The sequence below is a fragment of the Porphyromonas miyakawae genome (assembly GCF_045865415.1).
Classification (GTDB): Bacteria; Bacteroidota; Bacteroidia; order Bacteroidales; family Porphyromonadaceae; genus Porphyromonas; species Porphyromonas miyakawae.
Genome location: NZ_BAAFSF010000004.1, coordinates 1 through 26,253 on the forward strand (window position 1 = coordinate 1; position 26,253 = coordinate 26,253).

At 45.2% G+C, this 26,253-nt stretch carries 26 protein-coding genes, 1 tRNA gene and 3 pseudogenes; 11 read left to right on the forward strand and 19 right to left on the reverse strand.

The annotated features are described in order from the left end of the window. The 11 genes and pseudogenes from traJ to ACLWMH_RS05625 all read left to right on the forward strand — a co-directional run. Positions 1–760: pseudogene (gene traJ, locus ACLWMH_RS05575) on the forward strand (conjugative transposon protein TraJ); the annotation flags it as partial. Positions 761–1,125: 365 nt separating this feature from the next. After that, the gene (gene traK, locus ACLWMH_RS05580; protein WP_004330615.1) at positions 1,126–1,749 is read left to right on the forward strand and encodes a conjugative transposon protein TraK; all 624 of its coding nucleotides are present in this window, start codon (positions 1,126–1,128) and stop codon (positions 1,747–1,749) included. Between the two features lie 4 nt (positions 1,750–1,753). After that, positions 1,754–2,041, forward strand: coding sequence for a hypothetical protein (locus ACLWMH_RS05585; protein WP_411915615.1), 288 nt, complete (start codon positions 1,754–1,756; stop codon positions 2,039–2,041). Then, positions 2,031–3,278 carry a conjugative transposon protein TraM gene (gene traM, locus ACLWMH_RS05590; protein WP_411915616.1) on the forward strand — a complete coding sequence of 416 codons (1,248 nt, stop codon included), beginning with the start codon at positions 2,031–2,033 and terminating at the stop codon, positions 3,276–3,278. The genes ACLWMH_RS05585 and traM overlap by 11 nt, the downstream gene beginning before the upstream one ends. Positions 3,279–3,368: 90 nt before the next feature. Next, positions 3,369–3,674, forward strand: a pseudogene (locus ACLWMH_RS05595) (DUF4138 domain-containing protein); the annotation flags it as partial. A gap of 191 nt (positions 3,675–3,865) precedes the next feature. After that, a complete protein-coding gene (locus tag ACLWMH_RS05600) occupies positions 3,866–4,201 on the forward strand; it encodes a hypothetical protein (RefSeq protein ID WP_240049939.1) in 336 nt (111 codons plus the stop codon). Positions 4,202–4,235: 34 nt separating this feature from the next. Continuing rightward, complete coding sequence (locus tag ACLWMH_RS05605) at positions 4,236–6,047, forward strand: reverse transcriptase/maturase family protein (protein WP_070463969.1); 1,812 nt, start codon at positions 4,236–4,238, stop codon at positions 6,045–6,047. A 106-nt stretch (positions 6,048–6,153) separates the two neighbouring features. Further along, positions 6,154–6,744: pseudogene (gene traN / locus ACLWMH_RS05610) on the forward strand (conjugative transposon protein TraN); the annotation flags it as partial. Beyond that, on the forward strand, positions 6,744–7,325 hold the full coding sequence (locus ACLWMH_RS05615) for a conjugal transfer protein TraO (RefSeq protein ID WP_411915617.1): 582 nt from the start codon (positions 6,744–6,746) through the stop codon (positions 7,323–7,325). The pseudogene traN and the gene ACLWMH_RS05615, both read left to right, overlap by 1 nt. Positions 7,326–7,337: 12 nt before the next feature. Continuing rightward, positions 7,338–7,802, forward strand: a complete 465-nt coding sequence (locus tag ACLWMH_RS05620) for a DUF3872 domain-containing protein (RefSeq protein ID WP_411915618.1) — start codon at positions 7,338–7,340, stop codon at positions 7,800–7,802. 207 nt (positions 7,803–8,009) lie between these two features. Further along, the gene (locus ACLWMH_RS05625; protein ID WP_411915619.1) at positions 8,010–8,546 is read left to right on the forward strand and encodes a ClbS/DfsB family four-helix bundle protein; all 537 of its coding nucleotides are present in this window, start codon (positions 8,010–8,012) and stop codon (positions 8,544–8,546) included. A 38-nt stretch (positions 8,547–8,584) separates the two neighbouring features. On the opposite strand, the gene ACLWMH_RS05630 is transcribed toward ACLWMH_RS05625, so the two are convergent. The 19 genes from ACLWMH_RS05630 to ACLWMH_RS05720 all read right to left on the reverse strand — a co-directional run bounded on the left by ACLWMH_RS05630 (position 8,585) and on the right by ACLWMH_RS05720 (position 26,047). Beyond that, the gene (locus ACLWMH_RS05630) at positions 8,585–9,850 is read right to left on the reverse strand and encodes a PcfJ domain-containing protein (protein WP_411915620.1); all 1,266 of its coding nucleotides are present in this window, start codon (positions 9,848–9,850) and stop codon (positions 8,585–8,587) included. Continuing rightward, on the reverse strand, positions 9,847–10,287 hold the full coding sequence (locus ACLWMH_RS05635; protein WP_411915621.1) for a PcfK-like family protein: 441 nt from the start codon (positions 10,285–10,287) through the stop codon (positions 9,847–9,849). Before ACLWMH_RS05635 ends, ACLWMH_RS05630 begins: the two co-directional genes overlap by 4 nt. A gap of 22 nt (positions 10,288–10,309) precedes the next feature. Continuing rightward, the gene (locus ACLWMH_RS05640) at positions 10,310–10,978 is read right to left on the reverse strand and encodes a hypothetical protein (protein ID WP_411915622.1); all 669 of its coding nucleotides are present in this window, start codon (positions 10,976–10,978) and stop codon (positions 10,310–10,312) included. A gap of 127 nt (positions 10,979–11,105) precedes the next feature. Beyond that, positions 11,106–11,453 carry a hypothetical protein gene (locus ACLWMH_RS05645; RefSeq protein WP_411915623.1) on the reverse strand — a complete coding sequence of 116 codons (348 nt, stop codon included), beginning with the start codon at positions 11,451–11,453 and terminating at the stop codon, positions 11,106–11,108. A gap of 143 nt (positions 11,454–11,596) precedes the next feature. Further along, positions 11,597–12,079 (reverse strand): DUF1896 domain-containing protein, encoded by a 483-nt coding sequence (locus tag ACLWMH_RS05650; protein WP_411915624.1) that lies wholly within the window; start codon positions 12,077–12,079, stop codon positions 11,597–11,599. A 27-nt stretch (positions 12,080–12,106) separates the two neighbouring features. After that, positions 12,107–13,348: a site-specific integrase gene (locus ACLWMH_RS05655; RefSeq protein WP_308555888.1), complete on the reverse strand. Its 1,242-nt coding sequence runs from the start codon at positions 13,346–13,348 to the stop codon at positions 12,107–12,109. A gap of 359 nt (positions 13,349–13,707) precedes the next feature. After that, a tRNA-Ser gene (locus ACLWMH_RS05660) sits at positions 13,708–13,795 on the reverse strand. Between the two features lie 197 nt (positions 13,796–13,992). Further along, positions 13,993–14,790 (reverse strand): TatD family hydrolase, encoded by a 798-nt coding sequence (locus ACLWMH_RS05665; protein WP_411915735.1) that lies wholly within the window; start codon positions 14,788–14,790, stop codon positions 13,993–13,995. Beyond that, positions 14,790–15,812 carry a polyprenyl synthetase family protein gene (locus tag ACLWMH_RS05670; protein WP_411915736.1) on the reverse strand — a complete coding sequence of 341 codons (1,023 nt, stop codon included), beginning with the start codon at positions 15,810–15,812 and terminating at the stop codon, positions 14,790–14,792. Before ACLWMH_RS05670 ends, ACLWMH_RS05665 begins: the two co-directional genes overlap by 1 nt. A 97-nt stretch (positions 15,813–15,909) precedes the next feature. Further along, entirely contained in the window at positions 15,910–16,620 is a 711-nt protein-coding gene (locus tag ACLWMH_RS05675; protein WP_411915737.1) for an energy transducer TonB, read from the reverse strand. A 611-nt stretch (positions 16,621–17,231) separates the two neighbouring features. Next, positions 17,232–17,936, reverse strand: a complete 705-nt coding sequence (locus ACLWMH_RS05680; RefSeq protein WP_411915738.1) for a phosphatase PAP2 family protein — start codon at positions 17,934–17,936, stop codon at positions 17,232–17,234. A gap of 21 nt (positions 17,937–17,957) precedes the next feature. Continuing rightward, entirely contained in the window at positions 17,958–18,737 is a 780-nt protein-coding gene (locus tag ACLWMH_RS05685) for a tetratricopeptide repeat protein (RefSeq protein ID WP_411915739.1), read from the reverse strand. Positions 18,738–18,740: 3 nt separating this feature from the next. Continuing rightward, complete coding sequence (locus tag ACLWMH_RS05690; RefSeq protein ID WP_411915740.1) at positions 18,741–20,534, reverse strand: BatD family protein; 1,794 nt, start codon at positions 20,532–20,534, stop codon at positions 18,741–18,743. Beyond that, positions 20,528–21,211, reverse strand: a complete 684-nt coding sequence (locus tag ACLWMH_RS05695) for a tetratricopeptide repeat protein (protein ID WP_411915741.1) — start codon at positions 21,209–21,211, stop codon at positions 20,528–20,530. Before ACLWMH_RS05695 ends, ACLWMH_RS05690 begins: the two co-directional genes overlap by 7 nt. After that, on the reverse strand, positions 21,208–22,224 hold the full coding sequence (locus ACLWMH_RS05700) for a vWA domain-containing protein (protein ID WP_411915742.1): 1,017 nt from the start codon (positions 22,222–22,224) through the stop codon (positions 21,208–21,210). Before ACLWMH_RS05700 ends, ACLWMH_RS05695 begins: the two co-directional genes overlap by 4 nt. Beyond that, positions 22,221–23,198 carry a vWA domain-containing protein gene (locus tag ACLWMH_RS05705; protein WP_411915743.1) on the reverse strand — a complete coding sequence of 326 codons (978 nt, stop codon included), beginning with the start codon at positions 23,196–23,198 and terminating at the stop codon, positions 22,221–22,223. The genes ACLWMH_RS05700 and ACLWMH_RS05705 overlap by 4 nt, the downstream gene beginning before the upstream one ends. After that, positions 23,195–24,160, reverse strand: coding sequence for a hypothetical protein (locus tag ACLWMH_RS05710; protein ID WP_411915744.1), 966 nt, complete (start codon positions 24,158–24,160; stop codon positions 23,195–23,197). Before ACLWMH_RS05710 ends, ACLWMH_RS05705 begins: the two co-directional genes overlap by 4 nt. Next, the gene (locus tag ACLWMH_RS05715) at positions 24,157–25,032 is read right to left on the reverse strand and encodes a DUF58 domain-containing protein (RefSeq protein ID WP_411915745.1); all 876 of its coding nucleotides are present in this window, start codon (positions 25,030–25,032) and stop codon (positions 24,157–24,159) included. The genes ACLWMH_RS05710 and ACLWMH_RS05715 overlap by 4 nt, the downstream gene beginning before the upstream one ends. A 13-nt stretch (positions 25,033–25,045) precedes the next feature. After that, positions 25,046–26,047 (reverse strand): AAA family ATPase, encoded by a 1,002-nt coding sequence (locus ACLWMH_RS05720; RefSeq protein ID WP_411915746.1) that lies wholly within the window; start codon positions 26,045–26,047, stop codon positions 25,046–25,048. Positions 26,048–26,253: the final 206 nt, after the last annotated feature.

Genomic DNA, 26,253 nt, shown 5'->3' on the forward strand with positions numbered 1-26,253 from the left:
AAGAGGCTGCCTATCTCCGTAACCCCGAGACGGCTTACTTGGTTTCCAATGAAGCTTTTGACCAAAAGATAGAGGAGATGGGGATCATCGGGCGAGCGATGCGGTGACCATCGCTGGGATGTATGCCGAGCGTGCTGCTTACCAAACAAAGCAGTGGCTTATGAAGCAACTCCATGACCTCATAGAGTTGCTATACCATGCGGCTGCTCTGATTATTGATACGCTCCGCACCTTCTTTCTTATCGTGCTGAGCATACTGGGACCAATCGTCTTTGGTATTGCCGTTTGGGATGGCTTGTCGGGGTCGCTTACGGCTTGGTTCTCACGCTACATATCGGTCTATCTGTGGTTACCCGTGAGCTCTGTCCTCTCGGCGCTCCTCACAAAGATACAGGTGTTGATGGTGCAGAAGGATATTGCAGCATTGAGTGACCCTAACTATCTGCCCGATTCGGGTAGCTGGTACTACATTGTCTTCTTTCTGATTGGTATCGTGGGGTACTTCTGTGTTCCTACGGTAGCGGGCTGGATTATAGAGGCTGGTGGTGGTATCGGGGCGTACGGACGCAATGTCAATCAGACGGCGCAACGAGGAGCTCAGGGTGCCTATACGGGAGGTAAGGCGGTAGCTGGTGCCACGGGGTCTATAGCTGGCAACGTAGGCGGACGTATCAAAGGGGGCACTTATCAAGGGCAAATAGCGCCCCTTCAGCCGAAGGGTGGCTATGACACGCTTGATGAGGATGCGATGACCACGTGACGGTCGTATGACGGTCAGGTGGGTAGGATTAGCTCCTCCTATGTGCGTCAATATAGCAGCTGGGGGCAGGTAAGCGTAGTGCCTGCCGTGTGGCACTACAGTTTCCTACCCATGGCACTGGGAGTTTCCTGCCTATGAAACTAGAGTTTCTTACCTATGAAACTGCAGTTTCCTTCGTATGAAACGAAAGACTGAAAAATGAGACGTCATATTCCGACAAATGAGACGTCATATTCCGACAAATTGCAGTGCCAAGTGGGGTTGGCACTAGAGTTTCACCCGTATGGCACTGGAGTGCCAAGGCGCCTTGACACTAGACTACCCCTCAGAAGTTTTTAGATATAAGACAATTAGAATAATGGAATATGGAATTCAAATCACTCACAAACATAGAGACCTCTTTCAAGCAGATTAGGCTCTACGCCATCATCTTTGCGATAGTCTGCATAGCGGTCAGTAGCTATGCGGTCTATGCTTCGTACAGCTTTGCTAAGAAGCAGCGTGAAAAGGTGTACGTACTGGACCAAGGGAAGTCTCTGATGCTGGCTCTGAGCCAAGACGCTTCGATGAACCGCCCGGTGGAGGCTCGAGAGCATGTAAGACGCTTTCACGAGCTTTTCTTCACGATTGCGCCCGACAAGGATGCCATCGAGAAGAATATGGAGCGTGCTTTCCAACTGTGCGACAAGTCCGCTTTTAACTACTACAAGGATCTAGCGGAGAAGGGGTACTACAATCGAGCTATCTCGGGCAATGTCAACCAACGTATAGAGATTGACTCCATACGGTGTGACTTTGACTCATACCCCTATGAAGTAACCACCTTTGCTCGGCAGTTTATTATCCGACAGAGCAATGTCACGGAGCGAAGCTTGGTGACTAGTTGCTCGCTACAAAACTCGGTTCGCTCGGACAACAATCCGCAAGGTTTTTTGATGGAGCACTTCCTCGTACGAGAGAATCGTGACATCCAAACTTACAAGCGATAAGACTATGAAGCGGAAAAGTAGACCTACCCTCAGAAGAAGCTATTTGAGGGGGCAGGTACGGCTAAGAGAGCGATGCAATATGCTAACGAACAGACAGCGACAGATTATTGTCTACGGACTGAGTCTCGTCTACCTAGTCTGCTCAATCTGGATGGTGGCACAGTTCTTCCTCCCGCACCGTGAGGAGATGCCACCTATCCCTATGGGGGAGCTGGTGGACAGCCCGATACAGAGGGATACAACCTACATCAAGAGAATGGAACATTTAGCGATTAGTAACTATGGAGCATAAACAGAAAGAACAATTGAAGAAGGTGTTAGTCTTCGCAGGGCTAGGGATTATCTTTGCCCTTGCTATGTGGTTTATATTTGCACCCGCCACTAAGGAGCAACCGGACGCTGGTGAGGGGTTGAATGACAACATACCACAAGCTACGACCGAAAAGCTAACGGAGAATAAACTCAAAGCCTACGAACTAGTTGACCATACAACTCAAGAGGAGCAAGCTCGTGAGGAGGTGGGGAGACTGGCGGAGTACTTTCAGCAGGAGGGAACCTCGTCTGAGAGCGACCCGCAGGAGGCGGTCGTTGGTAATAAGATTGAGTCTTCGATGCAACGATACGAGGAGAACAACCGTCTGCTAGCGGACTTCTACGGCTCTGACCCTTATGAGGAGGAGCGAGAAGCTATGCAACAGGAGATTGATGACCTCAGACGTGAACTGCACGAGCTTAGCCAACAAGCCGATGACGAGGAAGCTAAGCAACTAGCTCTTATGGAGAAGAGCTACCAAATGGCGGCTAAGTACTTGCCCGCAGCTGGAGCCTCTCCCGCCCATGGAGCTATGCCTATGAGTGAGCAGGCTCAGATGGTATCTCCGCCTAGCGGTGGAGCTGCCAAGGACGAGGCTCCAATGGAGATAATAGCTGACCGCAAGCCGTTGGTCTCAGCACTGGACCAGCCAATGAGCGACAAGGAGTTTATGGAGATGTACGGAGCCAAGGAGCGGAACATGAGCTTTCATTCGCTCTCTAATAGCTCCGCAATCTCTGGCGAGCGCAATACCCTTTGCGTAGTGGTGGACAAAACAACGACCCTCAAAGAGGGTGATTACGTTGCTCTTCGCCTGGTGGAGACCGCTCGTGTACAGCAAACTTCAATCCCAAAGCATAGTATCTTAATGGCTCAAGCTAAGATCGATGGCAACCGAATGCAGTTGCTGATTAAGAGCATAGAGGTGAATGGTCGCATTCTGCCGGTCAAACTATCTGCCTATGATACAGACGGACAGATGGGAGTCTATATCCCTGGCTCTGAAGAGGTGTCAGCACTCAAGGAGATGGGGGCAAATGTCGGGGGATCGATGGGTACCTCTTTCACCTTTTCCTCATCGGCTAAAGACCAAATCATCTCCGAGGTGACTAGAGGGGTGATGCAGGGAGCTGGACAACTACTACAGAAGAAGCTCCGCACGATTAAGGTGACGCTCAAAGGAGGATATAGACTATTCCTTGTACAGACGAAGTAAGCTTTTAGAACTCTAACAATAACAACTGATATACTTATGAAGAAATGGATTTTATCTATCGTAGTTTGTGCTACGATAACGCTCCCTGCTATGGCACAACAAGTGGAGGGAAACAATCAATTACTGAGTAGCGGAGACCTTTACCAAGGGATGAGCCGATCGATACCGAATGGACGGGTCGTATTGCCCTACGGGCTGGAGGTTACGTTTGAAAAGACGGTGCATCTCATCTTTCCTGCAGCTATACGCTATGTAGATCTCGGGTCGCAAAACATTATTGCTGGAAAAGCTGACGATGCGGAGAATGTGCTGCGTGTAAAGGCTGCCGTCCGTGAGTTTGAGACGGAGACCAATATGAGCGTCATCTGCGAGGATGGCTCATTCTACGCATACAGTGCGCCCATAATAGGGGCTTGATAATTATCACTTTGGCAAGTGATTAGGTTAGTATTCCAATTTATAAACCTATCCCATACCGACTTATCCGAATGGGAAACCAAACGGGGAGTGAAGCATGTCGGTAACGCGATAAGTCAGTTAATTGCTAAACTGCGACTGAATTGCTATGGGAAAAGACAGACACAAGGATGAAGCCTGATTGGTTGAACAATAGTCCTATGACTAATGTAGAGGTGGCAACGGAAAGCAGTTACATACGTTGCCTCGCAGTACCCACGCTTATTGAATGGAGTGATGGGCAAGGAATTTACTGCGACATATCCGTCAGAGAACGGAAAAGGATGTACGTTGCATCCGACAGTCTGTCAAGCCAAGTTATCAAGGCCACTAAATGGGGATTGCCTACACGGAGATGCCGAAAGGCTATGAGCATAGGCTCTGAAAACTCCGCATGGCAACGGAGTTCCCGTAGTAGTCTGAGCGTGGGAAAGCCACGTACATGGCAAAGGGGAACAGCTCGGTAATTTTAATATTGTCAAACGATAACGTGTGAGACGTATGAGAAATCCAGAGACCATATTAAACAGTTTATCTGCACATAGCAAAGATGTGCATTACAAGTACGAAAGGTTGTACCGCATCCTATTCAATGAACAGATGTTTTATGTAGCCTACCAGCGCATTTATGCGAAACCGGGCAACATGACACCTGGTTCAGACGGCAAAACCATTGACGGAATGAGTGTTGATAGAATAGGACATCTGATAGCTGCGCTAAAGGATGAAAGTTACATGCCAACGCCTGCCCGAAGAGTCTATATACCTAAAAAGAATGGGAAGAAAAGACCATTGGGCATCCCATCAATTGAAGACAAGATGGTGCAAGAGGTCGTTAGACTTATTCTTGAAGCTGTCTATGAGGGGCATTTTGAGAACACCTCGCATGGATTCAGACCAAGAAGAAGCTGTCATACGGCTTTGCGTTCCATCCAAACTCTTTTCACTGGTGCGAATTGGTTTATCGAAGGTGACATCAAAGGATTCTTCGACAATATTGACCACCATATCCTGATTGAAACTCTTCGTGAGCGCATATCAGATGAAAGATTTCTTCGACTGATATGGAAATTCCTAAAGGCAGGCTATATCGAAGATTTTACATTTCACAAGACGTATTCGGGAACTCCTCAAGGAGGGATAATAAGTCCTATCTTGGCTAATATATACCTTGATAAGTTCGACAAATACATGCGTGAATATGCGGAATCTTTTGACAAGGGTAAGAAAAGGCGGGAAAACCCACTCCACGCAAGTTATAGTCGAAAGGCTGTAAGATTACGCAAGGCTATCCGAAACGCCACTGATGAAGACACGAAACGTGAATTGCTGACACAACTGAAAGAGATGGAAGCAAAGACACGGAGAGTGCCGGCATCTATGGCAATGGATAGTAACTACAAGAGACTTAAATATATCAGATATGCCGATGACTTTCTAATCGGTGTAATTGGTAGTAAAGCAGATTGCGCAAGAATGAAAGAGGACTTTACAAACTTCATGAGAGACAAGCTAAAACTTGAATTATCCGAAGAAAAGACCTTAATCACTAATGCACAGGATTCTGCAAAGTTTCTTGGGTATGAAATCTCTATCAGAAAATCCGAGGCCATGAAGCGAAATAAGCTGGGATGGTTGAAGAGACCGTTCAGCGGACGCATAATGCTGACTCTGCCTATTGCCACAGTCCAAAAGAAATTATTGGAACTGAAAGCAATGGAACTTAGGGTAATCAATGGAAAGGAAATTTGGTATGCCATGCCACGCAATTACCTGACCAAAGAAGACCCTGCCACAATCTGCGCACGCTATACAACTGAAATCAGAGGTTTGTACCAATATTATAGGATTGCGGACAACATCTCTTATGCAGGAAGTAAATTCGGTTACATAATGCGATATAGTTTCTGCAAAACTTTGGCAAAGAAACTAAATTCATCAACTGCCAAGGTTATACGAAAGTACAGAAGAGACCATGACTTGGCGATACCCTATCAAGCAAAGAAAGGAGAAACCAAGTTCCGAATATTCTATAATGATGGCTTTGCGAGGCAAGAGCCGGACAAAGACGCAACCTGCGATAATCTACCTAACACATTTGTACTTCCTTTCCCTACTCTTGCGGAGAGACTTATGGAGCGCAAATGTGAATTGTGTGGAGCAACTAATGTCAAGACCATAATGTATCAAGTCCGTAAGCTCAGAGGTATAAATACCGATACTGAATGGCACCGACTGATGATTAAGAAGTGGCGTAAGACATTGGCTGTATGCAAACATTGTAATGCAAAAATTCATGCCCATGACAAATAAACTGATATTACCAGTGGAGAGCCGTATGCAGGGAGACTTGCACGTACGGTTCGGGGGCAGGCCATGGGAAACCTACCACCGAAAGGTGGCAAGGCGCCCATTGCCGAGCCTACATGTGAAGTATGCGGATGAACCAGAGAAGCTCAGCATCGAGATGAAGGACTTTCTATCTCCTACGGAGGGAAGACTGCCGAGCAATCGTGCGGACATCTACTTCAAAGAGCTGGGAAGTGAGTCGCCCATATTGGTTAAGCTGATTATGAAGAGCATCTACCAAAATGATAAGCGAACCATCAAGCATGTTGGAGCAAAGCAATTCGGGATGCGCTTCTTACTTCGTGGATTATATGCCCACAATGGGTTGCTTTACTTCCACGTCCGTATGGATAATGAGTCTAATATGCCGTATGCGGTGGACTTCATTACGTTCAAGGTGGTGGACAAGAAGGTGGCGAAGCATACAGCTATACAGGAGCGAATACTACAACCACTACGTGCCTTTCATCAGGTGATGTGGATTGGGGCGGGACGCTCTGAGAGAATAGTCTTTGCCTTGGAGCAGTTCACACTATCGGAGGATAAGCAACTTGAAGTGACGCTCTACGAGCGAAACGGCAGTCGCACGCTCACTTTCTATGTGGAGCCTGAAGACCTTTTGCTCACTAAGAAGATTGATAACCTTAAACTGAAGTGGTGATGAAGAGATGGTTATCCATGATGGTCTGCGTGATGGTGGCTATGGTTGCTGCTATGCCATCGTACGCACAGCGACTAATCCCTAGGCAAAATAGCGTTGAGCTGGTCGGCTCTATGCCGATTATCAAGGGGGAGAAACTATTCGCAAAGGAGAGCTTTGGGGTAGGTCTTGCATTCGCACACTACTTCAAGCGGGCAAACTACGCTTTTCTCTTGGCGGAGTATGAGCAGCAAGGGTTGACTTATCGCTCTTACAATGTTCCACTGCGTGATGTGCTACTGCATTTCGGCTATATGCACCCGATACTCTCGGATTGGGGGAAGAATGTCTTTGGCTATTTGGGACTATCCGCTCTCTGCGGTTATGAAGAGCTGAACGAGGATAAACGGTTGCTTCCCGATGGGGCTACACTCCTGGATCGGTCTCGCTTTATTTATGGTGGAGCGATACATAGCTTGGTGGAACTGTTCCTAACAGACAATCTGCTCTTCGTCCTCGAAGCTCAAGGGCGACTGCTCTTCGGCTCTGACCTGCATCGTTTTCGTCCTGCTATCTCAGCAGGACTCAAGTTCAATATCTAACTACCAACAACAATGAAAAAGTTCCTAGTGAATACGATATGGGCTGTGGGAGCGATTGCCCTCGCCCTCTTTTGTCTATCTGCTTGTACTCGTGAGCTGGATGTGCAGCAGGCTTATGACTTCTCGCTCGAAGTGATGCCTGTGCAGAACTCCATAGCTAAGGGGGAAACGGCTGAAATACGCTGTAGCCTCAAAAGAAGTGGTCGCTTTGCCAATACGCAATACACGATCCGTTACTTCCAGCCGGATGGCAAGGGCTGCTTGAAGATGGATGATGGCACTGTATTCAAACCGAATGACCGATATCCGCTCACGAGAGACGCCTTCCGGCTCTATTACACTTCACGCTCTACCGACCGCCAAACAATTGACATCTACGTGGAGGATAACTTCGGACAGCTTCAGCAACGGACTTTCAACTTCAACAATGAAAGGGAGGATAAACCAAAATCATCAATAGAAATACAGCCAACTTAGGAAGAAGTGTAATCTTCTTTGATTGCGACTTTCTTTTGCTTCTTTGCTTTGGTCGCCTGCTCGTACTCAAAGACAAAGAAAAGAAGCCCCCGAAAGTGTTGCCGTCTGTCGGCACCCTTTTGGGGGCTTTTGTTATTGAATCTACGAACAAGGTTCCGAATCTTCATCCTTTTACTTACCTTTGAGACAAACAGAGAATAAAGAGATATGGCAAGAGCTACAACAAAGGCGGATTTGATGACATCTGCTAATCAACAATTTGTGAAGATGTGGGAGCTCATCGACAGTATGAGTGAGGAGCAACAAGCGACACCTTTTGCTGTGGAAATGACTACAAGCGGTAAGGAAACACATTGGAGAAGAGACAAGAACTTGAGGGATGTACTTGTACATCTGTACGAGTGGCATAATCTGCTATTGAATTGGGTCCAAGCCAATAGCAATGGGGTGCCTAAGCCTTTTCTTCCCGAACCTTACAATTGGAGAACCTACCCTGCACTGAATGTTGAGTTTTGGAAGAAGCACCAAAGCACATCGTTGGAGGAAGCAAAGGAAAACTTGAAAGCGTCTCATAATGCTGTAATGGTTTTGATAGAAAATTATTCCAATGATGAACTTTTTGCCAACGGCTCATTGCCTTGGACTGGGACATCTATACTGGGAGCATATTGTGTCTCGGTAACGGCAAGTCACTACGATTGGGCGATGAAGAAAATAAAGAAGCATATCAAACTCTTGAAATAAACTTAGTGGAAAAGAGCCGACAGCTCCTTTACCGAACTTCATCGTACAACTTCCCGTATCAGTTGGCTATGGGCATTGACAAGGCTCACAATTTGGTCGTGGTATGGGGTGTTTTGGTTGCACACACCACGGCTCTGTGTCACTTGGAGTGTGTCCAGAGAGACCTCTATCGTCTCTATTCGTTTGCCCTCAATGGTAGCCGACAGAATGAGCGAGTTCTCTTTGAGATAGTACTCATTTGAAAATAGGCAGTGATGCAATTCAGCTCCTTCGTCTATATACTCCTGCACGCTCTCCAGGACGTGTACTTGGATTGTGCCGTCCGTGAAACGGATGCCGAAGAACTTTGACTTGAGTTCACGAAAACGCTCCTCGTCCGCCATTGCCTTTTCCCGCTTTCGCTCCATCGCCTCCCGCTCACGCTGTCTGCGGAGCTCCGCTTCTCGTTTGTCATGCTCCCCTCTGAGGTCGGAGGGGCAGATATATTTCGGACTGTGGATGTCCTTACCCAATCGTTTGAGCATATCTACATAGTCACACCATAAGACAATGTCGCTTATTATGTAGTGGTGACGCAGTGTCAACTTGTATGAGTTCCAATAGATGTCAAGCCCTTTGCCCCTTGATAGGAAGTGTCTTAAATCCTTGTATCGTCCTGCTTTCATCATTGTTTCTGCACGACTATCAGTAAGTAGAGCTGGGATGAGTTGAGTAGGTGCTATGCCGTGAAACTCTCCGTTGAAGCCATTCCTATAAAGCGTATTCGTGACCTTTAGCTTCGGATATATCTGCGAATAGGCTACATATCGGTAAGCTTCGCTATCGTTACGGATAGCCATCGGAGAGCAAAAAGAAAAGCTATCAATATAGTGTCCAAAAGTTCGCTGTATGGCTACTAATGCTTGTCTCCCTGCATCGTTCCACCAATAATGCCCAATCTCAATGACAGAGCTCTGTGCTCTGCAACCTTTCTCCATTTCAGCCACGAGGAGGAACATCCGCAACACTTGATACTCACCACAAGTGGTTAGTAGCGTGAAGTACTGCTTCTGTTGTAACTTACGCGCTCTTGTTGTCTTGACTTGCAACCTTGCCCTACATTGAGGGCAAGTGCAAGTATCTATAGGCTGCTCTAAAGTCCAACTATAACCACAATCCATACAAGTCGTACGACCTTTAGGTAAGCGGAAGGCAAAGTGGTCTATGCACTCTCGGAATGCCCACTGATGCTGTGCTTTTGTTATCGGGCATAGTCTCGTACTCCGTGCCAAGACGGCTTTCTCAAACTTGTTTCTAGGTTTCATAAGGCAAGGGTGTCAAATAGTGTGGGTTGCGGTTGTATAGAAGATGTTGTCTCTGTTCTTTCAGTTCTCTTGGGTCGCTCATTTCGCTTCTGCAATTTGACAAGTTCCTCTTGTTGGTATTGCTTGATAGCTTCCTGCCGTGCTTGCTTTTTCTCTTCTTCGGAGAGCTCTACAACGTGATTGACCACAACATTGCAACCAGAGACTTTATCCACCTCTATATCATCTTCATCATAGTAGTGAACTGCCATTGAGTATATCTCCTCATCGGCAAAGCCATTACAACCACTTCTTTGCACCTCACTCAAGATATAGAGAATGCACTCCTCTATGTTCTTATGGGGCTTCTGTAGATTGGGCGCAAACAAAGGGTCTGTCATCGCACGTTCATTAAGATACTCGGCTATCGTTCGGGTAAATTGTTCTGTTCCTTTCATTGTCTTATCGGTATTAGTGCTGTTACTGCTTGGGTATCTCTACGATTTGGTTGATAGGTCCATAGAGGTAGTTGCGTAGGCTGGTGCGGTCGGGAGCATAGTACTCTGCCCACTGTCCATATTGATTGACGAGGTACTTCTTCAATACATCAATGAAGTCAAATCGCCATCCTTGTAGCGGTACGGCAGAGCGGAAGTAGGTATTGTTATTCACCGCTTCACAGAGCCAATCCTTATCCTCACGGCTCATTCGCTCGCCACGATTAAGCTTTGCTCTCAGGAGATATACAGAGCTGTCACAAAGGCTTTTCAATGGGGGTACGTTCCAATGGACGAACTTGGTAGCCAACGCCTGCTCACTTTGTTCAAACTCAGAACTTATGCGGTAATGAGAGGAGGAGCTATATCCTTTTTCTTTCGTTGATGATGTCATATTTACTTTCTGCTTATTCATAAGAGACCTTTTTTTTATGCGTTCAAAGATCGGAGTATGCTGATTCCTTTTTTCAAGCAAAAACAAGGTAGCGGGGCAAGACTTACACAAGGTTTTGGCGGAAAATACTACCCGAAGCGAACAGCATAGGTGTGGAGATTTTCCAGACAAACCGAATGGCCTGACCTTGGGAAAGTCTTTAAGCCCCGTACTACCTTTGCGATGAAAAAGAATCAGCTTCCGATTTGACCACTGCATAACTGGGGAACTATGACTGAGAAGCAGAAGTGCAATGCCTAAACACAAGAAGCAAAAAGGGTGACTAGACTCGAAAGAGAGCCAGTCACCCAAAGAGTTGTTTCTCTGAAGAGAGAGAGGTGCTATATCATAGCACGCAAAGTAGTATTACGGCTAGTACAACAATCCAAAAGAGGTAGCGTAAAAGCGTAAATGTGATTTGCAGAACGGTACGAACGATGAATCGTAGTACCACAAAACCAATCAGTATCAATAGAGCTGTTACGATCTGTGCTGTGACTAACTTAGAGAGTAAGTACACTCCACCCGATAGGATACCTATAAGTAAGGTAAGTCGGATGATGCGAGACCATTTGATCTCGTTGCTTGGAGTTGTTTTGGACGCAACTTGTAATGGTTCCTCTTTATCTGCAGGAACACTTGCCCGTATGAAGGCTGGACTGTGCAGGTCTTTGTTCACGAGAGATCTATTCATATTCGGAGTCTTTTAGAGTTTTCAAGAGCAGAGCCAAGAGACTATGCGACATAAAGACAAGAGATAGAATATGCTCTTGACGTATGGCGCAGAGAGACTATCTTGGCTCTTGAAGCTCAAAAGGCGCACGAGATAGGGATAATCTACATTGTCGACTCTAATGCACTCACATTGCCTACCGCGGGAAGTTGATTAGCTTCGATAAGAAGTACAACTGTTCCTGTCAGTTCTGTGTAGAGCGTATCATACTCAGGTGTTGCAACAAATTCATCCGTAAGGTTATACTTGTCAAATAGGTTCTGTATCGCCTTGTTCCCGAGAAGTATCCGAGAGAGTCGTTCGGGGAGTGGGGAGGGGAGCTCCTTTTCAAACTCATTCTCCAAGACGGACACAAGCGTGTCGTATTTGGAGAAATGCAGGTCACGATATAGTACTTCACTCGCCATACTCTCTGCTTCGGGATACGAGAATCCTTCTTCCACAGCATCACAGTAGGTAGTAAGAGCTTCATCAGCTCGTGCCTTGATAAATGGCTTGTCTTCCACCTTTTCAGGGAAATGCTCACTAAGGTAGCTCTCTAGCTTTAAGCGGAAGTAGGATAGTTCTTTCTTATTCGTTGTCTTCATCTTCTTATTTGGTTTTAATGGTTGCACTTATTGCCAGCTATTCTCCCCGATACCCATTGCCGTATTGAACTTGCCTAGCTTGTCAGCAAACTGCTCCATGTCATGTTCAATCTTCTTATTGGTGATACGGGCATAGATTTGCGTTGTTCGGATATTGGTATGACCCAGCATTTTAGAGACACTCTCTATCGGAACTCCCTTGCTCAGTGACATTGTCGCAAAGGTATGTCGAGCTAGGTGGAAAGTCAAGTTCTTCTTGATACCACATATATCTGCAATCTCTTTGAGGTATGAATTGGTCTTCTGATTGCTGAGGATAGGGAAGAGCTTGCCATCACGATAAGTTTGGTGGCTATATTTACTGATGATGCGCTTAGGGATATCAAGGAGCAGCACATTGGTCTCCACGCTTGTCTTCTGTCGCTTAGTCATAATCCACTCTTTGCCACCAAGCATCACGATATTGTCGGGTGTAAGATTAGCCACATCAATGTAGGCTAAACCTGTAAAGCAGGAAAAGATGAAGATGTCTCGTACCAGCTCCAATCTCTGGATATTCAACTCCTTGTTGACAATCTGTAAGACCTCTTCATCAGTCAAGAACCCTCTATTCACTGGCTCTAAGTGAAATCGGAAGTTGACAAAAGGGTCGTGATGTAGTACGCCTAACTTTTGCCCCAAAATGACTACAGTCTTGAAGGTCTTCATCGTCTTAGTGGCTGTATTAGGATTTTGCCCCACCACTGTGCGTAGGTATAGGTCAAAATCATGTATAATCATATAGGTTAGCTCCGTGAGCTTGAGGTCTCTACGTCTGAGTTTATCTTTTAGGAACTCAGAAAAGCGTCTTTTGCAGACCTTATACTTTTGAAGAGTGGGCGCAGAGACTGAGATGCCAACTCGAGCTGCAACATCTTCATTGTGTTTGTCGAAGAGTTGCATGATGGTATCTATATCTTGTTTTTTGCCAAGATGTTCTGACTTGATACGCTCTAACGAGAGCTCATCAGTCATTTCTAACTTGCGAAAGATGGCTTGTAAACCACTTTGGATGTTATCCAATTGCAAGTTCGTATTCAGAGCTTCGGTGTGACGCCCTTTTACTCGCTCTTTTTCGCGATCCCATTGGGACTGCACGATGGTGATGCCAGTGGAGCCTAGTGACATCCGCTCATTGTTGAGATAGATGCGTAGCATGACTGGCGTTTTTCCTTCCTTGTTCACATAGTTGCTACGAAGGTAGAATGCTGTTCTGAAAATTGATTGCATACATTGTCTGTTTTTATTGTAGCCAAGCATAGAAAGTTTGCGACCAGAAAAGCTACACATTTATGGTGCTATAACTCTCTACAACTCGCCTACAAAGTTGCACATAATTGTTTGAACTACAGCAATGTACAAGTACTCTAAACAGACTCTCTACGTACTCTTGGCTACAATTATTTTTTGCGAGAAAAAAGTGTAGCCAGATTGTAGCCATTGGAGAGTATTTTGGGCGTTTCGGCTATCTCTGTAACTACTCTGAAGAGGTAGAGGTCTATAAAACAAAAGTATCGTAACTCGTTGGAATTACGATACTTATACTTTTTCAGTAATACTCTCTGGCGATGCCGCCAGAGTACTTAAAGCGGAGAGAATGGGATTCGAACCCATGAAACACTTTTGGCGTTTACACACTTTCCAGGCGTGCCTCTTCAACCACTCGAGCATCTCTCCTTATATCTTATGCTTTATATTTCCTCTTTGAGAACCTCGCTAGGTGCTCTCCACTTAACTGTCTTTAGTATGTTTCCTTCACAGTCAAGTACAGTTTCGTCCACAAATCTAATGCATTTTACTCAAGTAGGCACTATTTATGGGTAATAAATCTAAAAATCATTGCCATCTTTTTCTACAAAAAACTACACAATGCGCTATATATCAATATATTGAGTTGCTCTAAATAGTGATAATGCATTTCTATAGGTAACCTCAGCTAACGCCGACTCATCCACTTTAAGACATTGTGCTGCTACCTTTAAGGTATTTACGATGTAGGCACTCTCATTTCTTTTTCCTCTCTCAGGCTCCGGAGCTAAATAGGGGGCATCTGTTTCCAGTAAAATTCTGTCAAGCGGTATCCTTCCAACCAGTTGTCTCAATTCAGTATTTCGCTTAAATGTCACGATCCCATTCACTCCTATCATCATCCCGGGAAAAGAAAGAATTCGCGTAAGGTCACTTTCACTTCCATCAAAACAGTGAAAGACTCCCCGTAATTTATTCTTCGGATATTGATCAAGTAGCTGAAAAATCTCTTCAAATGCCTTCCGTACATGCAATATTACCGGCAAATCGAACTCTATTGAAAGCTCTATTTGTCGGGCTAATGCGGCGCACTGCTCTTTCTTATAGCTATCGTCCCAATATAGATCGAGTCCGATCTCTCCGATAGCAGCAATATGTGCTTTTTTTTGTCGTATCTCCTTTTCTATGAGATCCATTTCTTCCTCCCATTGCGCTTTAACTGAAGTCGGGTGCAGCCCTATAGCACAAAGGGTACAATCCGGATAGGCACTGTGTGTGTGCCACAAGGCGTTCAAGGACGATGAATCTTCATTTGGAAGCATAAAGAGACAGACACCCTCATTCTTTGCAGAGCGGATTACTGCTGCCCGATCCTCATCAAAGGCGCTATCGTACAAATGCGTATGGGTGTCAAATAGACGCATCAGAATGCTCTGCTTGCCAAACGGTTATATAAATCTTTTAATGCTGCCAAGGCCTCCTTATCTACGGGGAAAATACGCTCTACCTCGCCTAAAAGAAGTAGTGCTTGATGGGTATAGGTAGCTATCTCGGCATCTATTTCATCTGCCAAATGGAATTGATCGTATATAGCCTTTACTCGTTCGATTTTCTCCTCTCTATTGTTACAAGTGAGGGCCTTTTCTAAGGCTTTATCGCTCAAGGCCGCAGATTTCTCTTTTGCGCTAAGAAGTAACCAGGTTTGCTTATTCTCGGCTATATCTCCTCCTATAGGTTTTCCAAAAACATCCGTAGAGCCATAAACGTCCAAATGGTCGTCACGCAATTGGAAGGCTAATCCGATTTGTATACCACTTTGATAGAGTAGATCTGCCGCTTGTGGCGTTGCCCCGCCTATCAGTGCCCCCATCTTGAGTGCCGTCGCAAGTAGCTCGGCTGTCTTAAGGCGTATCATGTGGATATAATCAGATAGTGAGGTGTCGCTTCTACTTTGGAAGTTGATATCGTATTGCTGTCCCTCCATGATAGCTACACTCATCTGAGAAAAGGCCTGCGTTACTTCACTTTTAACTTCAGATGAAAGACCCTTTTGCGCTTCCGTAAGTAGATGAAAAGCCAATGCAAACATGGCATCCCCGGATAGAATCGCAGCAGAAAGCCCATATTTAGCTACAACAGAAGGCGCCCCATGCCGCATATCGGAATGGTCCATTACATCATCATGAATGAGTGTAAAGTTATGGAATAGCTCAAGAGCAGTTGCCGTGAACCAAATACATTGCATCTCTTTACCAAAAATACGGGATGCGGCTACGGCAAAACATGGGCGCAGTCGTTTTCCCCCCTGAGATAAAGCATAGTACATGGGTTCATAGAGTTCTTCAGGATGATTTCCTGTATGCAGAAAGTGCTTTAGCTCACTAAAAAGAAACTCCTCAAATTGCGCTACTAAATCAGAAAAGTACTGTTTACTATCGTTCGTCATAAGATGGCAACTGCTTACCGTTTACACAGACGGCATCTCACTTTTGGGAGAGATGCCGTCTTGTGGTAAATACACAACTCCTCAGAATTGAATCAAATTAATGGAAGAGCTTAAAGGTTACCGGCAATGTAAAGCGAGAACGCACGGGTTTACCACGCTGTTTACCGGGTTGCCACTTAGGCATCTTAGAGAGCACACGTACAGCCTCCTTATCCAAAGAGGGATCTACTCCACGGACCACCTTAATATCAGAAACTGAGCCATCTCGCTCTACTACGAACTGTACGACTACCCTGCCTTCAATTCCGTTTGAGGCTGCTATCTCGGGGTACTGGAGATTTTTTGTAACCCACTTTAAGAGTGCCGGAACACTTCCACCTGGCGGAACTGCATTTTCTTCTACTATCTCAAAGATTTTATCTTCGGGCTCTTCATCCTGCTTGGGTGCATTGTTTACAATAGGCACGGGCGGTGGAAGCACCTTATTCTCATCTATAGAAACAATGGTAATCTTGGCAACTTCTTTGTTGTCATCTACAACTTTTATTTCGTCAGGTAGAGCCACTTCTATTTCCTGTTGCTGTACAGGGTCGGGTTCGGGTGGTTCCGGTTCTTGGTTTTCAGGAACCAGCATCGCATCATCTATGTCTGCTATATCTAACTTCTCGGTTGCGAGATCGTTAGTGGCAGCCGTACTACGCATTTCAAGAGCGAAGTACACCACGGATAGAGATACGATCAGCCCCATGAAGAAGGAAAATGCTTTACCCTTCTCCAAATTTGCCTTAGGCGATTTCTTTACTTCCATAGTTACACTACGTGCGTTTAGTCGTTATGTTTTCTTCTGCAAATATACACTATTCTCTGATATATGGGGCAACACTTCATCACTTTCATCCTATATCTAATGAGGAACAAGTAAAATGTGGGGGTTGAAGTGCGCTCCCTCTGTATGGTATATGTGTAATAGAACCTGCTGTGACTGATGGATAAATGCATCAATACTCAATAGAAAAGCGACCTATGAAACACCTCAATATTTCAAGGCTCCCTTTTTGTGAATGGGCTCCCTAAAGATCAAGCAGCATACCTATATATAGTAGCGACAGACGCTCTTCTCAACGTGGAGAAAAAGATCTATAAGTTTAGACAAAAACATCTGTATCTTTCACTTGAAAGTTTCTGATCTTTCAAATTAAAGTTATAAACTTTTTTTCAAGGGTATTCACTCTTTCTATAAAGTACCCTTCTGCTTAAACAAGAATGGAGATCATAAAACCATTCTGCAACAGATACATATACTTCTCTCGTAGAAAGAAAAAAGGTGGCTCTCAGATAATGAGAGCCGCCTTTGATATACCGTAAAAAGCCTGGCGCTACTTACACTTCACTGCCATTTTGCATTGTTATAAGCTATGATCAAGAGGCGTAAAATCCGATTCGAACAATTGCACGAGACATCTCCATTGAACACGCCAACATAAAAAAGGTGTAAAGAAGGAGGGTCATGGATAAGAGCGATATGGTAGTTTTGAATTGCTTATAGGGGGGCTTCTTTGTGGAAAAGAGTTTGCTTCTAACCCACTTATACAAACGATAAAACGACCATCCTATAAGTAACCCGAATGAAACTCCTATAACTACGTCACTGATAAAATGCACCCCCAAGTAAATACGACTATAGGCCACTACAGCGGCTAATGTAAACATTATCCATGAGTAGAGACGATCTCGAAAAACGAATGAGGTGAACATGGCAATACAGAAGAAATTAGTAGCATGACCGGAGGGGAAACTATACCCTCCAGCCAAATGACCATAAACTGTCGTTACAAAGTCTTTCGTCACATTATGGTGGGTTGGTCTGAGCCTTTGCACAAGAGGCTTGAGAAAAGAGCTAACAACCAGATCGGCGGCTACCATCATGAGGACAACTATCAGGATAAACAGCAAAGCCTCCTGCCATGGTTTCTTGTAAAACAACCAAATGATAAGGCAGATTACTACTGCAGCCCATGTAAAGTAGGCTGACATGAGATACATAAAGGCATCCCAGAAAGGTGTATGCGCACGATTAAGCGATAAGAAAAAGGACTTTTCTAATTCAACAAATTGCTCTAACATGACGATTTACATTATCTTTTTCTATTGGGCGATAGTTTCCAGATGCTCTTTATGGAGCCAACCGCTCTTGCCATCCGGAGTCTCTATTAAACACCAGCTATCATTTTGATCTTTGATCGTTATTTTCGCTCCTTCGCTGATAGCTTGAATGGAGTTAGCAGCTTCGTTTGGAGAAGCATGAAGCATGCTTTTTCCTACGATTACCACGGCTTCACTTCTATCAAAGAAATCCCTTCGCCGTGTACAAAGTACACATAAAGAAAAAATGGTAAGGAACAGAGCAATAAGAGCTGTGTAGAATCCCACTTGCCGCCTTCTTCGAGAAACGGATAGTAAGAAAAGCAGTAAAGCAGCCACCATCGTTATTGCGAAAGCAAGGGCAAGCACGATGGACAAGGTAGCCGTGGGCGTATAGGCAATGGCTCTCCACACACTTTTAGTAAGGGATGGCGTATAATCAAACCGATCTACCGTTTGGCTATTGGCTAACAAAAGATTATGCTTGGTTGCTTTATCGTTAGGCTTATAGCGAAGTGCCCGTTCATAGTTAAGTATAGCTTTACCTAATTTGCCTTGACGATAATAGGAATTGCCCAGATTATAGCAGATTGCAAAATTATTCACCTCCGGTTGTGCTGCCAACAGCTGCTCAAGCATTTCAGAAGAGGCTCTATATTGCTGTAATTCATAGGCCTTTTCTGCTTTCTCCAACACTGCTTGTACAGACTCTGCTGCACACACCTTTGCCGGCAGGACAATAAATAAAGAGAGGAGAAAGAGTATGTATAGTTGTTTTCTCATTGCTTAAACACCTTTCTTATCATTTGCTATCTGCTGCATCGCCTGAGTGCACCTACTGATCAATTGCCGCAGCTCCTCAGCTCCATAAGAGGGGGAGCTGTCCCTGCTATAGCGTCGCTCTTCTACTATTGAGATCACTTCACTTAATGCCTTGCGGGGTTGCTCAGGGGCATCAATACTTAGCAAAGAGTTTTTATTGAGCGTACCCAATGGGAGCATGAAAAGATCTGCGATAAACTGATAAATAGCTTTAGCGGTGAGCTCGTATAGAGCATCCAAATCTGCCACAGAAACTATTTGTGATTCAATACGACGTAATTCCACAATTGCATTGCTGTAAGCTTTCCTTTTACGATTTAAAGGTGTATCTGCACTACGTTTTCTATGTCGAAGGAATAAGATATAGCAAGCTCCACCCGCAAATAGGATCAAGAGGAAGAGGATATACCAAATTGGCGATGCCAGAAAGCGATATACCGTTCCATCATAGCCACCGCGCATTTTCTTCCACGGAGCAATGTCATTTCCCAGCAATGTGCCATCTTCCTTACTTCCCTTTTCTGCGACACCTGGCTCAACCCTAAGGGAGAGAGGGCTACTTTTGATTGTATGATAAGCTTTATCAGTCGGGTCGAAATAGGAGAAGATAATTTCCGGAAGTGTGTAAGTACCGGTATTGTGGGCTATGTATTGATACGTGTCGGTCTTACTTCCGGAAGCTCCGTTTTGAGAGATATTGATATCACTATTAGTAACGGGATCATAGCAATCAAAGCTCTCCGGAAAGGTAACCTTAGGCATAGAAAGCAGTTTCATATTGCCGGTCCCTTTGACTGTTAGTTTAACCGATCCGGGCACACCTGTTTTTTCCGGAGTTCCCTTTGGAGAAGCCAATTCAATAGAGAAATCACTTCCCACTGCGTTCGTAAATCCCTTAGGAGCTCCATCAGGTAAAGGCTTCACATTAATATTGACTGCCGGGGAAATAACCCGCCTTCGCACCGTAGGTACTGAGGACTGACTAAAAAACTTTTCCGGAGTATCAAAGTCTTCTTCAACGGCGACAATCAACCCGAAGTCGCCTTGTGGAATGGTAAGCGAGCCACTATGCTGTGGATAAATGAGCACCTCTCTAATGACAGCCGTGAAATAATTCTTCCCTTTATAATGCTCTATCACCAATTGAGGCACCTCACCCTGCTTGATCTCTTCCTCTATGAAACCATCATACTCGGGAAACTTTGCTTCTTCAAACTGGATACGACTACTATGAGAGTAAAGCTTGAATGAGAGTCGCAAAGCTTCATGCTCGTATACCGTAGTCTTAGAGGGAATGGCAAGAATAAAGAGCTCCTCATTTGCTGCCCTGTTAGAGGAGGAGGGAGTGCCCTTGTTCCCTCGTGTACTTCCCGCTTCTTGGGGTAATACGGTAATCACTACCTGGCGTGTAGTATAATGCTTACCATTAGCTACAATGGATGCTGGGGAAATAGTTACTTTTCCTTTGGTCTTGGCTAAAAAGGTCCCGGTATAAGTGGTACTTACATGCCCATTTACATTAGCAATTGAAACCGCATTCTCCGGAGGGAATAGAACTGATAAGTCGGAGTACTTAGGAGGGGTAAAGCTAGAGCCATTAGCCCCATCAAGAATAAAACGAACTTGAAATTGCTCGCCTGCCACCACTTGCTTGGGAGCATCGCATGTGAATCTGACCTGTGCATTTAGCGAACAGAAAAACGCCAGACAGAGAAAAAGCGAGAAGCCCAATCGAGCTTGTGTATGCTTTACTACCATTGCTTTCCTTTCCTGCTACGGGGTTGGGAATCATTGCGTTGCTGCTCTACACGCTGACGCGTTTTATCGTCATCCTCGCGGAATGATTCTAATATTTGGGCTGCCGTTTGTTGATCAATTGGATTATTCTGAGCAGGGTTCTTTGGAGGTTGGGATTGTGGCTGCTGATTCTTCTCCGGCTGCTGCTCGCCCCCTCCATTTTGATTTTGGTTTTGGTTTTGGTTTTGTTTGGGCATAAGTTTCATAGCCAAAGCCAAATTATAACGAGTCTCTTCATCGGTAGGGTTTATTCTAAGGGATTGCTTAAACGCTTCGGCAGCCTTAGGATAATCTTGCTTCTTCATAAAAGCATTGCCTAAATTATGGAGTAGTGCAGCGGCCTCCTCTGCAGTCAAAGTCTTATTTTCAGCTGCCTTTCCATACACCTCAATTGCTTCGTCGTACTTGCCTTGCTCATACAGAGCGCCACCCAATCCGTATTGTGCATGCAAAAGCGAGCTATCGGCCTTAAATGCAGCTCGATACTTTCCTTCTGCCTCTTCCATTTTATTGTGATGCGCACTGCGGACAGCACTTCTGTAGATACGCCGAGAAGAGACATTCTGACCATCCATAAGAATGGTATTGGATAGCCCGGTGAGCAAGATAATTACCAAGAATAATACCTTTTGTTTCATCTGTCGAATAAGTGCAAACGGCTGATATACTTGTTCTTTTTCATGAGGATAAACTGCATGAGGAATAAGCAAATAAAGGCAGCAGCTACAAACCAACCATATAGCTCTTCTGTCGTACCGGCTTGGGAAGTAACAGCACCCTGTGGTAGCTTATACAACTCGTCTCTAAGGTGACGGCTTAATGTAACCACACTCTCCCCTATGAAAGCAGCACCCTCACCGGCCTCTGCGATAGATTTACAAAGTTGTGGATTAGCTCGCGTTACTACTTCTTGCCCATTTTCATCTCTCAGATAGCCCCCCTCGATGGGAATACGCTCACCCTCGGTTGAACCAACGGTTACTGCGAATACTTTTATTCCGCTCTCAGCAGCCTTTTTTGCTGCGGCTACTGCATCAGAGTCATGATTCTCCCCATCCGTAAAGAGGATAATCGCCTTCCCTATATCGTCTCGTGAACTGAAAGAGGCAGCAGCTTTCTCAATGGCAGGAGCAATAGCAGTTCCTTGGCTAGTCAACATTCCTGCAGAACAGTCAGAGATAAAAGTTTTCACCGATGCTATATCAGTTGTAATGGGCAAATGGATATAAGCATCAGCAGCAAAGACGACCAAGCCTATTTTACTCTCTCTTAGTGCATCTACTACACGCTGAGACGTAATCTTAGCAAACTCCAATCGATTGGGCGATAAATCCGTAGCGAGCATTGAGTTGGATACATCCATCACTATCATTGCCTCAATACCCTTCTCCTCATTCGGGATCTCCTTCTTTCTAAAAAGCTGCGGTCGAGCTAAAGCAATAATTAGAAACGTTGCTGCTATTATTGCAAGTGCATTGCGAAGAAGCCTATGTAAGGTAGTTGCCTCCGGCTTTAGTTGCTTAAGAAGGGGCAACTCAGCAAAACGTCTTTCATCACGCCTCCTCCTACGATAACCGTAATAAAGCAGAGCGATAATAACGGGCAAGGCGAACAGTAACCACAGATACTGAGGATTTGCTAAAGTGATCATGGATTCGTTCTAAATAGAGTTGCTCTTAATACTAAAGAAACCAACAAAAGCAATAATGCGATTAGTACAAATAGGGCATAAAGCTCTTCATAAGCGACCGTATTACGCACAATCAGCTTGCTCTTCTCCAATCGATCTATTTCTTGATATATCTCTTTAAGGGTAGCATTATCCGTTGCCCTATAGTAATGTGCACCGGTTACCTCAGCAATTTGCTTTAGAGAGGCCTCGTCAATATCTGCTTTTACATAATCCACCACAACGCCAAAATGTGTCTGCCGTGGATAAGGTGCCTCACCAAGTGTACCTACGGCTATTGTGTAGACTCTAATACCAAGGCTCTGCGCAATAGAAGCTGCCATTGAGGGAGAAATACTACCACTATTGTTCGTACCATCCGTAAGGAGTACCACTACCCGACTCTTTGTCTTACTCTCTTTGAGGCGGTTCAATGCTGTAGCGATTCCCATACCTATTGCCGTACCATCCTCTAAGGAGCCTATTTGAACCTCGCTAAGACGCTCCTTGAGCGTGACATGATCCGTAGTCAACGGACACTGCGTAAAGCTTTCTCCGGCAAAGACAACCAAACCTATATTATCATTAGGTCGCTCTTCTATAAAGCTCATAGCCACACTCTTCGCTGCCTCAAAACGATTGGGTTCCAGATCCATTGCCATCATACTCCCGGAAGCATCCAGCGCAAGCATAATGTCAATACCCTCTACTCGGTTACGCTCTATCGTATTGCTATTCTGCGGACGCGCCAAGGCGATCACTATCAGTACTAAAGCAAACATCTCCAAAGCGAAAGGAATATGACGCAATTGAGCACGCACTCCTCCCGAGGGAAGACGATAAAAGGAGGAAATCTTCAAAGTAGCATGGTGCCGAGTAAACACCCCTACATAGTATGCGACTATAAGAGGGACAACTACTAAGAGCCACAAATATTTAGGATGCAGAAATATCATTGCTCTATCTCCTCTCTTTGCTTACGAAGTGCCGCATCTAATGTTTCTGCTACGCTTAAGTAGTCGTCTCCTGCTTGCTCTGCCAGATTAGGACGCAGCGAAGAGGCTGCAAACTTGGCAACATTGCTATTCTCAAGTAGCTGCTTAAGAAGAGCCAGTGCTGCATCCGGAATAAGTCCATCCCGGCATAATGTAGCATAGAGCTGCCTTGAGTTCATTTTCGTAGCCTCAGCCACACCAATACGAGTCAAATACTCCCTAAAGACACCATCTACCAGGGTGAAAAATTCTCTTACTGCACCCTTTTCAGGTAACTGACGCCTTTCAATAGCTTCAATTTCTTTCTTCAAATATTGTAAAGGATCGAGTGACTCAACCAAGGGCGCCTTTGTAGGACGCAATGCTGCAGTAGCTCTTCGGCGACGCCACAGGAGATAGCCCCATACAGCTCCCCCCAACACTAAGAGGGTCACCAACCAAGGCCATACGAGAGCCATTATTTCGGCAAAACTATACCTCAATTTCCACTCAGCCTTCAGGGGATAGAACCGCTCCGGATGTACTGTATCCACCTCCGGCATCGTAACCTTCAGCACCAACGGCCGTGAGTAAAACTCTCTTTGCCCTACCCTAACTCCGAACGCCGGCAGCTCTACAATACTATTCTCGGAAAAGGATGTAACCACCATCTGTGCAGTAATTTCCTTAAGTGTTCCGCCTAAGTCAAGTGTATCTAAAACGGTAAAGGAGAGCGCCTCAGCTTGCCCAAGCTGCTCGTCATGTGGAATGATCAGATAAGTGTCATCCAAATGGTCAGTACGTATCTTCAGCGTCACAAGAGCTTGCTCTCCAATCATAATATCGGCCCTGTCCAGGGTGCTGGTAATACCTATCTCTTGTGCCTCAAGAGCGACAAAGCTGATTAGGAAAGTCAGGAGAATACCCAATAATCTGCGCTTCATCTTTTTGCAAATAGTTTTAATAAAGCCAAAGCAAAATCCTCTCCGCACTGCACTTCAGTAAAATCTATACCCAAGTGGTACAGCACATTTGAATGACGCGCCTTTGCTTCTACATAACGAGCATAATATTGATCCCTGACCTTTTTAGAGGAAGTATTTACCCATGCCGTTCGTCCGGTCTCAAGATCTTCAAAACGTACCAACCCCATAGGGGTCAAAATAGCCTCTCTCCGATCCCCTACCTCAATAGCCATTAAATCATGACGAAGAGAGGTAAGCTTGAGTCTTTTACAATAAGGTTCAGTCAGATCATCCGATATAAAGTCACCCATCAGGAATACGGTAGCCCGCTTTTTGAGCACGCCATTAAGAAAGTCAAGAGCGACCTCTGCGTTAGTAGCTCTACCGGTAGCTTGATAAGAGAGTAACTCCCTAATGATATACAATACGTGTCGTCTCCCCTTAGCAGGCGGAATATATTTCTCCACATGATCAGTGAAGAGCACCACCCCCACCTTATCGTTATTTTCCATTGCCGAAAAGGCTAAAGTAGCTGCTATCTCAGCCACTAAGTCTCTTTTCGTTTCTGCGATCGTACCAAAGTCCAAACTATGCGACATATCGACTACCAGCATAAGGGTCAGCTCTCTTTCCTCCTCGTAAAGCTTGACAAAGGGCATATCGTACCGAGCGGTCACATTCCAATCAATATCCCGCACATCGTCTCCGGCTTGATAAGCGCGCACTTCACTAAATGCCATACCGCGCCCCTTGAAGGCACTATGGTATCGCCCTGCAAAAGCGTTATTTACTAACCCTTTTGCCTTTATTTCGACCCGCTTAACCCTCTCTAATAGCTCTTTGCTCGTCACAATGATAGGGCACTTATGGTACAATCACCTTATTAAGGATTTCGTCCACTATTTGATCTGCTGTAATACGCTCTGCTTCTGCCTCGTAGCTCAAGCCGATACGATGACGCAGAACATCGTGTGCTACATCTCGTACATCCTCAGGAAGCACAAAATCTCTACCCTCTAACAAGGCGGTAGCACGCGCCGCTAAGATAAGGTATATCGAAGCTCGTGGGGAAGCTCCATACCGGATCATGGGTTTGAATGACTCAAGTCCGCACTCTTCCGGACGACGAGTGGCCATTACGAGACTAACTGCATAGCGTACTATCTTATCGTCCGCATGAACCTCATTTACTGCACGGCGTGCGCTTCGTATGTCCTCCCGATCTATGATAGGCTTTAGCTGAGGCATTTCACCACGCATATTGAGCCTTACCACTTTCTCTTCCTCTTCGGCAGTCGGATAGTCCACTAAGACTTTCATCATAAAACGGTCTAACTGAGCTTCAGGAAGTGGGTAAGTACCCTCTTCTTCAATGGGGTTCTGGGTAGCCATTACCATAAATGGCTCTTCCAAAGAATAGGTTGTATCTCCTATTGTCACCTGACGCTCTTGCATAGCTTCCAAAAGAGCACTCTGCACCTTTGCCGGTGCGCGGTTGATCTCGTCCGCCAATACGAAGTGGGCAAAGATAGGTCCCTTCTTGACCACAAACGTCTCTTTGGCATGGTTATACACTAAGGTACCGGTCACGTCAGCCGGTAATAAGTCAGGGGTAAATTGTATTCGGCTAAAATCGGCATTGATTAAGCTCGCCATACTCTTAATAGCCAATGTCTTGGCTAATCCCGGAACGCCTTCCACCAACAAGTGTCCATCTGTCAGAAGGGCAATAATCATACTACGCACTAAGTGCTTCTGCCCTATTATTACGTGAGAGAGTCCTTCCTCCAAAGAAGCCACGGTATGTGAGGCGGCTGCTCGGGTTCCTGTTATCGGACTATTATCTTTATTTGCTTCTTGTAGCATATATCTTCTTTCTAATAACTACACAAAAATACGAACTTCCATCGTACTATACCTATTTGATGCCATTATTTCCTCTCTAAGCTCCATTTTTGCTCACAAAGATGAGCTTCTATTCACTGCAAAGATAGAGCGAAACCTCACAAAACGTATTTCTATCTCTGCTTACTTACCGGCCCAAAGTTTTCTCTTCGGTTATTACAAACAAT

Excerpts from the sequence above, each read along its gene's own strand:
- traK (WP_004330615.1), top strand. The coding sequence starts at position 1,126 with ATGGAATTCAAATCACTCACAAACATAGAGACCTCTTTCAAGCAGATT.
- ACLWMH_RS05585 (WP_411915615.1), top strand. The coding sequence starts at position 1,754 with ATGAAGCGGAAAAGTAGACCTACCCTCAGAAGAAGCTATTTGAGGGGG.
- traM (WP_411915616.1), top strand. The coding sequence starts at position 2,031 with ATGGAGCATAAACAGAAAGAACAATTGAAGAAGGTGTTAGTCTTCGCA.
- ACLWMH_RS05600 (WP_240049939.1), top strand. The coding sequence starts at position 3,866 with ATGAAGCCTGATTGGTTGAACAATAGTCCTATGACTAATGTAGAGGTG.
- ACLWMH_RS05605 (WP_070463969.1), top strand. The coding sequence starts at position 4,236 with ATGAGAAATCCAGAGACCATATTAAACAGTTTATCTGCACATAGCAAA.
- ACLWMH_RS05615 (WP_411915617.1), top strand. The coding sequence starts at position 6,744 with ATGAAGAGATGGTTATCCATGATGGTCTGCGTGATGGTGGCTATGGTT.
- ACLWMH_RS05620 (WP_411915618.1), top strand. The coding sequence starts at position 7,338 with ATGAAAAAGTTCCTAGTGAATACGATATGGGCTGTGGGAGCGATTGCC.
- ACLWMH_RS05625 (WP_411915619.1), top strand. The coding sequence starts at position 8,010 with ATGGCAAGAGCTACAACAAAGGCGGATTTGATGACATCTGCTAATCAA.
- ACLWMH_RS05630 (WP_411915620.1), bottom strand. The coding sequence starts at position 9,850 with ATGAAACCTAGAAACAAGTTTGAGAAAGCCGTCTTGGCACGGAGTACG.
- ACLWMH_RS05635 (WP_411915621.1), bottom strand. The coding sequence starts at position 10,287 with ATGAAAGGAACAGAACAATTTACCCGAACGATAGCCGAGTATCTTAAT.
- ACLWMH_RS05640 (WP_411915622.1), bottom strand. The coding sequence starts at position 10,978 with ATGCAGTGGTCAAATCGGAAGCTGATTCTTTTTCATCGCAAAGGTAGT.
- ACLWMH_RS05645 (WP_411915623.1), bottom strand. The coding sequence starts at position 11,453 with ATGAATAGATCTCTCGTGAACAAAGACCTGCACAGTCCAGCCTTCATA.
- ACLWMH_RS05650 (WP_411915624.1), bottom strand. The coding sequence starts at position 12,079 with ATGAAGACAACGAATAAGAAAGAACTATCCTACTTCCGCTTAAAGCTA.
- ACLWMH_RS05655 (WP_308555888.1), bottom strand. The coding sequence starts at position 13,348 with ATGCAATCAATTTTCAGAACAGCATTCTACCTTCGTAGCAACTATGTG.
- ACLWMH_RS05665 (WP_411915735.1), bottom strand. The coding sequence starts at position 14,790 with ATGCGTCTATTTGACACCCATACGCATTTGTACGATAGCGCCTTTGAT.
- ACLWMH_RS05670 (WP_411915736.1), bottom strand. The coding sequence starts at position 15,812 with ATGACGAACGATAGTAAACAGTACTTTTCTGATTTAGTAGCGCAATTT.
- ACLWMH_RS05675 (WP_411915737.1), bottom strand. The coding sequence starts at position 16,620 with ATGGAAGTAAAGAAATCGCCTAAGGCAAATTTGGAGAAGGGTAAAGCA.
- ACLWMH_RS05680 (WP_411915738.1), bottom strand. The coding sequence starts at position 17,936 with ATGTTAGAGCAATTTGTTGAATTAGAAAAGTCCTTTTTCTTATCGCTT.
- ACLWMH_RS05685 (WP_411915739.1), bottom strand. The coding sequence starts at position 18,737 with ATGAGAAAACAACTATACATACTCTTTCTCCTCTCTTTATTTATTGTC.
- ACLWMH_RS05690 (WP_411915740.1), bottom strand. The coding sequence starts at position 20,534 with ATGGTAGTAAAGCATACACAAGCTCGATTGGGCTTCTCGCTTTTTCTC.
- ACLWMH_RS05695 (WP_411915741.1), bottom strand. The coding sequence starts at position 21,211 with ATGAAACAAAAGGTATTATTCTTGGTAATTATCTTGCTCACCGGGCTA.
- ACLWMH_RS05700 (WP_411915742.1), bottom strand. The coding sequence starts at position 22,224 with ATGATCACTTTAGCAAATCCTCAGTATCTGTGGTTACTGTTCGCCTTG.
- ACLWMH_RS05705 (WP_411915743.1), bottom strand. The coding sequence starts at position 23,198 with ATGATATTTCTGCATCCTAAATATTTGTGGCTCTTAGTAGTTGTCCCT.
- ACLWMH_RS05710 (WP_411915744.1), bottom strand. The coding sequence starts at position 24,160 with ATGAAGCGCAGATTATTGGGTATTCTCCTGACTTTCCTAATCAGCTTT.
- ACLWMH_RS05720 (WP_411915746.1), bottom strand. The coding sequence starts at position 26,047 with ATGCTACAAGAAGCAAATAAAGATAATAGTCCGATAACAGGAACCCGA.